Origin of the sequence: Pseudomonas sp. (assembly GCF_050739995.1) — a bacterium.
Classification (GTDB): domain Bacteria; phylum Pseudomonadota; class Gammaproteobacteria; order Pseudomonadales; family Pseudomonadaceae; genus Aquipseudomonas.
Map to the genome: position 1 here is coordinate 1 of NZ_JBOICG010000378.1, position 5,599 is coordinate 5,599.

8 protein-coding genes are annotated in these 5,599 nt (G+C 59.6%); all 8 read left to right on the top strand.

Annotated elements, in window-relative coordinates; all coding sequences use genetic code 11:
- The coding region (gene fliN / locus ACRESD_RS12525; RefSeq protein WP_431751176.1) for a flagellar motor switch protein FliN at positions 1-420 on the top strand (420 nt) is incomplete at its 5' end.
- A gap of 1 nt (position 421) precedes the next feature.
- Positions 422-862, top strand: coding sequence for a flagellar biosynthetic protein FliO (fliO, locus tag ACRESD_RS12530; protein WP_431751177.1), 441 nt, complete (start codon positions 422-424; stop codon positions 860-862).
- The gene (gene fliP, locus ACRESD_RS12535; protein WP_431751178.1) at positions 862-1,605 is read left to right on the top strand and encodes a flagellar type III secretion system pore protein FliP; all 744 of its coding nucleotides are present in this window, start codon (positions 862-864) and stop codon (positions 1,603-1,605) included. The genes fliO and fliP overlap by 1 nt, the downstream gene beginning before the upstream one ends.
- 4 nt (positions 1,606-1,609) lie before the next feature.
- Positions 1,610-1,879 (top strand): flagellar biosynthesis protein FliQ, encoded by a 270-nt coding sequence (gene fliQ / locus ACRESD_RS12540; protein ID WP_431751179.1) that lies wholly within the window; start codon positions 1,610-1,612, stop codon positions 1,877-1,879.
- 4 nt (positions 1,880-1,883) lie between these two features.
- Positions 1,884-2,669, top strand: a complete 786-nt coding sequence (gene fliR, locus ACRESD_RS12545; RefSeq protein WP_431751180.1) for a flagellar biosynthetic protein FliR — start codon at positions 1,884-1,886, stop codon at positions 2,667-2,669.
- 3 nt (positions 2,670-2,672) lie between these two features.
- Positions 2,673-3,809: a flagellar biosynthesis protein FlhB gene (gene flhB / locus ACRESD_RS12550; protein ID WP_431751181.1), complete on the top strand. Its 1,137-nt coding sequence runs from the start codon at positions 2,673-2,675 to the stop codon at positions 3,807-3,809.
- Between the two features lie 650 nt (positions 3,810-4,459).
- Positions 4,460-4,663: a cold-shock protein gene (locus ACRESD_RS12555; protein WP_431751182.1), complete on the top strand. Its 204-nt coding sequence runs from the start codon at positions 4,460-4,462 to the stop codon at positions 4,661-4,663.
- 169 nt (positions 4,664-4,832) lie between these two features.
- On the top strand, positions 4,833-5,599 hold a 767-nt coding region (locus tag ACRESD_RS12560; RefSeq protein WP_431751183.1), incomplete at its 3' end, for an FHIPEP family type III secretion protein.

The following is a 5,599-nucleotide window of genomic DNA, read 5'->3' on the forward strand; positions in this document are numbered from 1 at the left end:
GATGAATGGGCTGCGGCCCTGGAAGAAACCGGCGATGTCGGCCAGGACGATATCGACGCGCTGCTGGCCGCCGACGCCGCCACCGCACCGGCCGGCAATCGCCTGCCAATGGAAGAGTTCGGCAGCGTGCCGAAGAACAACGACCCGGTGAGCCTCGATGGGCCGAACCTGGACGTGATCCTCGATATCCCGGTGTCGATTTCCATGGAAGTGGGCAGCACCGAAATCAATATCCGTAACCTGTTGCAGCTTAACCAGGGTTCGGTGATCGAACTCGATCGCCTGGCCGGTGAGCCGCTGGATGTGTTGGTCAACGGCACGCTGATCGCCCATGGCGAAGTGGTGGTGGTCAACGAGAAGTTCGGTATTCGCCTGACCGACGTGATCAGCCCGAGTGAACGCATCAAGAAGTTGCGCTGATATGAAGTATTCGATGGCGGGACTGTTGCTGGCGCTGCCATTGAGCGCCCTGGCGGCTGAGCCGGTCGCGCAAGCGGCGGCTGCGGCCCCTGTGGTCGGTAGCGGCATCGGCGGTCAGTTGACTCAGTTGGTGCTCGGCCTGTTGCTGGTGGTCGGCTTGATTTTCGTGCTGGCCTGGTTGATGCGCCGTGTGCAACGCATCGGCCCGGGTAACGGCCAGGTCATCGAGATGATCGGCTCGCGCGCCCTCGGGCCGCGTGATCGTCTGGTGCTGGTACAGGTCGGCGAGGAGCAGATTCTGCTGGGTATCACCCCCGGTCGTATCACCCCACTGCATGTGCTCAAGACACCGGTGGAAGCGGCCAAGACCGAGGCCGCCACGCCAGAATTCGCCCAGCGCCTGATGGAGTTGCTGGGCAAGGATCAGAAGGATAAGAAGTAATGCGCGTTTTATTGACGCTCATGCTGTTGCTGGTGGCGCCATTGGCGTGGGCCGCCGACCCGTTGTCGATTCCGGCGATCACGCTGGGCACCAACGCCGCCGGGGCACAGGAGTATTCGGTCAGCCTGCAGATCCTGCTGATCATGACGGCGCTGAGTTTTATCCCGGCGTTTGTCATGCTGATGACCAGCTTCACGCGGATCATCATCGTCTTCTCGATCCTGCGTCAGGCCCTGGGCTTGCAGCAGACACCGTCGAACCAGATTCTCACCGGGATGGCCTTGTTCCTGACGCTGTTCATCATGGCGCCGGTGTTCGACAAGGTGAACCAGCAAGCCCTGCAGCCCTACCTGGCGGAGAAGCTCACCGCCCAGGATGCGATCGACAAGGCCCAAGGGCCGATCAAGGACTTCATGCTGTCGCAAACCCGCTCCAGCGACCTTGAACTGTTCATGCGCCTGTCCAAGCGTACCGACATCGCCACCCCGGATCAGGCGCCGCTGACTATCCTGGTGCCGGCGTTTGTCACCTCCGAGTTGAAGACCGCCTTCCAGATTGGCTTCATGATCTTTATCCCGTTCCTGATCATCGACCTGGTCGTGGCGAGCGTGTTGATGGCCATGGGGATGATGATGCTGTCGCCACTGATCATTTCGTTGCCGTTCAAGATCATGTTGTTTGTGCTGGTGGACGGCTGGGCGCTGATTATCGGCACCCTGGCCGGCAGTTTCGGAGGGGTATAGCGCGATGACGCCGGAAGTAGCAGTCGACCTGTTCCGTGATGCGCTGTGGCTGACCACCCTGATGGTTGCCGTGCTGGTGGTGCCGAGCCTGTTGGTCGGCCTGCTGGTGGCGATGTTCCAGGCCGCGACCCAGATCAACGAACAGACTTTGAGTTTCCTGCCGCGCCTGCTGGTCATGTTGATCACCCTGATTGTCGCCGGCCCGTGGCTGGTGCGCACCTTCATGGAATACATCCTGCAGTTGTACGGCAGTATTCCTCAGTTGATCGGCTGATCCCATGCAATCAGTGCTGGCCTTGACCGACACCCAGATCAGCACCTGGGTGGCGTCTTTCATCTTGCCGATGTTTCGCGTCACGGCGGTGCTGATGACCATGCCGGTGTTCGGTACCACTTTGGTCCCGCGACGCATTCGTTTGTATTTCGCCGTTGCCATCACCGTGGTGATCGTGCCCGGGTTGCCGCCAATGCCGCCGGTAAATGCCCTGGACCTCAGTGCTTTATTGCTGATTGCCGAGCAGATCCTGATCGGCGCGCTGATGGGGTTCTCGCTCACATTGTTCTTCCAGGCGTTTGTGATCGCCGGGCAGATCATCTCGATCCAGATGGGCATGGGCTTCGCGTCCATGGTCGACCCCACCAACGGCGTGTCGGCAGCGGTGATCGGGCAGTTCCTGACCATGTTGGTGACGTTGATCTTCCTGTCGATGAACGGGCATCTGGTGGTGTTCGAGGTCATGACAGAAAGCTTCACCACCTTGCCGGTGGGCTCGGGCCTGGTGGTCAATCATTTCTGGGAGTTGGTGGGTCGCCTCAGTTGGGTACTGGGCGCGTCCTTGTTGCTGGTGCTGCCGGCCATCACTGCATTGCTGGTGGTCAACATCGCGTTTGGCGTGATGACCCGTGCGGCGCCGCAATTGAACATTTTCTCGATTGGTTTCCCGCTCACACTCGTATTGGGCATGGGGATTTTCTGGATCGGCATGGCCGACATTCTCAATCAGTATCAACCGCTGGCGACCGACGCCTTGCAGTTCTTACGTGATCTGGCACGGGCGCGCTAAGCCATGGCCGAGAGCGAGAGTGGTCAGGACAAAACAGAAGACCCCACGGAGAAACGTAAAAAGGACTCCCGGGAGAAGGGCGAGATTGCCCGCTCCAAAGAGCTCAATACGCTCGCTGTGATGTTGGCCGGTGCCGGTGGCCTGTTGATTTACGGCGGCGGCCTGGCGTTGGACTTGATGGAGCTGATGAAGCTCAATTTCTCCCTGCCTCGTGAGGTGTTGCTGAGTCCGGGGGCCATGGGCTTGTACCTGCTGCACTCGGGCAAGATCGCAATCCTGGCGGTACAGCCGGTGCTGATTACGCTTTTGTTGGCGGCATTGATCGGTCCGGTGTCCCTGGGCGGCTGGTTGTTTGCTGCGGGCAGCATGGCGCCCAAGTTCAGCCGGATGAACCCGGGGCCTGGGCTCAAGCGTATGTTTTCCACCAAGGCGCTGGTGGAGCTGCTCAAGGCGCTGGCCAAATTCATCCTGATTCTGTTCGTGGCGTTGACGGTATTGTCGTCCGACATCGACGACTTGCTGCGCATCGCCCACGAGCCGCTGGAGTCGGCGATCATCCACAGTGTGCAAGTGGTGGGGTGGAGTGCGCTGTGGATGGCCTGCGGCTTGATCATCATCGCGGCGGTGGATGCGCCGATCCAGCTGTGGGAAAGCCACAAGAAACTGCTGATGACCAAGCAGGAAGTGCGCGACGAGCACAAAGACCAGGAGGGTCGCCCAGAGGTCAAGCAGCGCATTCGCCAGCTGCAGCGGGAAATGTCCCAGCGCAAGATGATGGCCTCGGTGCCCGACGCCGACGTGGTCATCACCAACCCGACTCACTACGCCGTGGCCCTCAAGTACGACCCGGAAAAAGGCGGCGCGCCGATGCTGCTGGCCAAAGGCAGCGACTTCACCGCGCTGAAAATCCGCGAGATTGCCGTGGCCAACGACATCCTTCTGTTGGAATCGCCGGCATTGGCACGGTCGATCTTCTACTCCACGGATCTAGACCAGGAAATCCCTGCCGGGCTGTACCTGGCGGTGGCCCAGGTGTTGGCGTACGTCTATCAGATTCGCCAATACCGCGCGGGCAAGGGCAAGCGGCCTGATCCGCTCAAAGACCTGCCAATCCCGCCTGATTTGCGTCGCGATACTTAAACCCCTTTCTGGCCTGTCAACTTTGACAGTAGTCATTACGCCGCCTTCACTGTTGGATACAGCGATGAGGCGCGCAGTCATGCGCGGCTCGGGAGGCGGTGATGGACAGGGGTACTGTCAGGTGGTTCGATGCGGTCAAGGGCATTGGCTTTATTGCCCGTGACCCTGATGGCAACGAGGTTGCTGTTCGGTCGACAGGCGTTAACGGCGACGTTCCGTCAGCCGCTCCCAAGCTGCAAAAGCCCCGCAAACGAAAAAAATCACCCGACGCATGACTCGCTGGCTCTAGCACCCACCGCTCGCTCGCGTCTACCTGTCAACTTTGACAGTGGCCACGGGCTGCTTCCCGTTGTTCTATTCCATCCCAAGCACTGCGCGCGTGTAGTTATCGAGAGGCAGGGAGAGCGGTATTGAAGGTGGCTAGAGGTACTGTCAAATCCTATGAGTTGACCCGGGGAGAGTGGTTGATTGCGCTGAGTGATGGCGAAGAAAACGTTTTCATCGATTGGAGCGATTGGCATTGGGTTGCACTTTCGATTGGTGAGCAGATAACGTTTCAGATGATCCATAAGCCCAAGGGCGTTTATGCGCTCCCCCTCAGTGCGGGCAATGACACGGAGGCGGGCCCAGAGGTGTAAAGGAGAGCGGCAATGGCAACCGGTACGGTGAAGTGGTTCAACGCGCAGAAGGGGTTCGGTTTCATTACCCCGGATGAGGGTGGGGCTGACGTATTCGCCCACTACTCGGCAATTACGTCGACGGGGTACAAAAGCCTGGATGAAGGTCAAAAAGTCGAATATGACGTAGCACCAGGACCCAAAGGTCTTCAGGCCGAGAATATAAGGCCTCTTTGAAACCACCCCGTTCGAAAGTGTGGGAGGGGGCAAGCCCCCTCCCACATTTGAAGTGATCCTCGCCCGAAACCAAAGTTGGAAGGCTTCTTGCAACCCCGCCTCCAGGACGCTTCTCGGCGTCAAAACTTTGCTTCAAGGGACACGAGGAATATCGGTGGATCGCTCTCAAATGCTCAACACGGCCCGTGGCACTCTGACTGACCTCTCGCGGGGCAATCTGGGTGTGCCGTTGTTGTTGCTGGTGATGCTGGCAATGATGATGTTGCCGATGCCGCCGTTCCTGCTCGACGTGTTCTTTACCTTCAACATTGCCCTGTCCGTCGTCGTGCTGCTGGTGTGCGTGTACGCCCTGCGGCCGCTGGATTTCGCGGTATTCCCCACCATCCTGCTGATTGCCACTTTGCTGCGGCTGGCGCTGAACGTGGCGTCCACGCGGGTGGTGATGCTCCACGGCCAGGATGGTCACGCCGCCGCCGGCAAGGTGATCCAGGCCTTCGGTGAGGTGGTGATCGGCGGTAACTACGTGGTCGGTATCGTGGTGTTTGCGATCCTGATGATCATCAACTTCGTGGTGGTGACCAAGGGCGCCGGGCGGATCTCCGAGGTGAGCGCGCGGTTTACCCTGGATGCGATGCCCGGCAAACAGATGGCCATCGACGCCGACCTCAACGCCGGTTTGATCGACCAGGGCCAGGCCAAGGCGCGCCGTGCGGAAGTCGCCCAGGAAGCCGAGTTCTACGGGTCCATGGACGGTGCGAGCAAGTTCGTGCGCGGTGACGCCATCGCGGGCCTGCTGATTCTGTTCATCAACCTGATCGGCGGCATGGCGGTCGGTATCTTCCAGCACGGCATGACCTTCGGTGACGCGGGCAAGGTCTACGCCTTGCTGACTATCGGTGACGGTTTAGTGGCGCAATTGCCATCACTGTTGTTATC

Excerpts from the sequence above, each read along its gene's own strand:
- fliP (WP_431751178.1), top strand. The coding sequence starts at position 862 with ATGCGCGTTTTATTGACGCTCATGCTGTTGCTGGTGGCGCCATTGGCG.
- fliR (WP_431751180.1), top strand. The coding sequence starts at position 1,884 with ATGCAATCAGTGCTGGCCTTGACCGACACCCAGATCAGCACCTGGGTG.
- fliQ (WP_431751179.1), top strand. The coding sequence starts at position 1,610 with ATGACGCCGGAAGTAGCAGTCGACCTGTTCCGTGATGCGCTGTGGCTG.
- flhB (WP_431751181.1), top strand. The coding sequence starts at position 2,673 with ATGGCCGAGAGCGAGAGTGGTCAGGACAAAACAGAAGACCCCACGGAG.
- ACRESD_RS12555 (WP_431751182.1), top strand. The coding sequence starts at position 4,460 with ATGGCAACCGGTACGGTGAAGTGGTTCAACGCGCAGAAGGGGTTCGGT.
- fliO (WP_431751177.1), top strand. The coding sequence starts at position 422 with ATGAAGTATTCGATGGCGGGACTGTTGCTGGCGCTGCCATTGAGCGCC.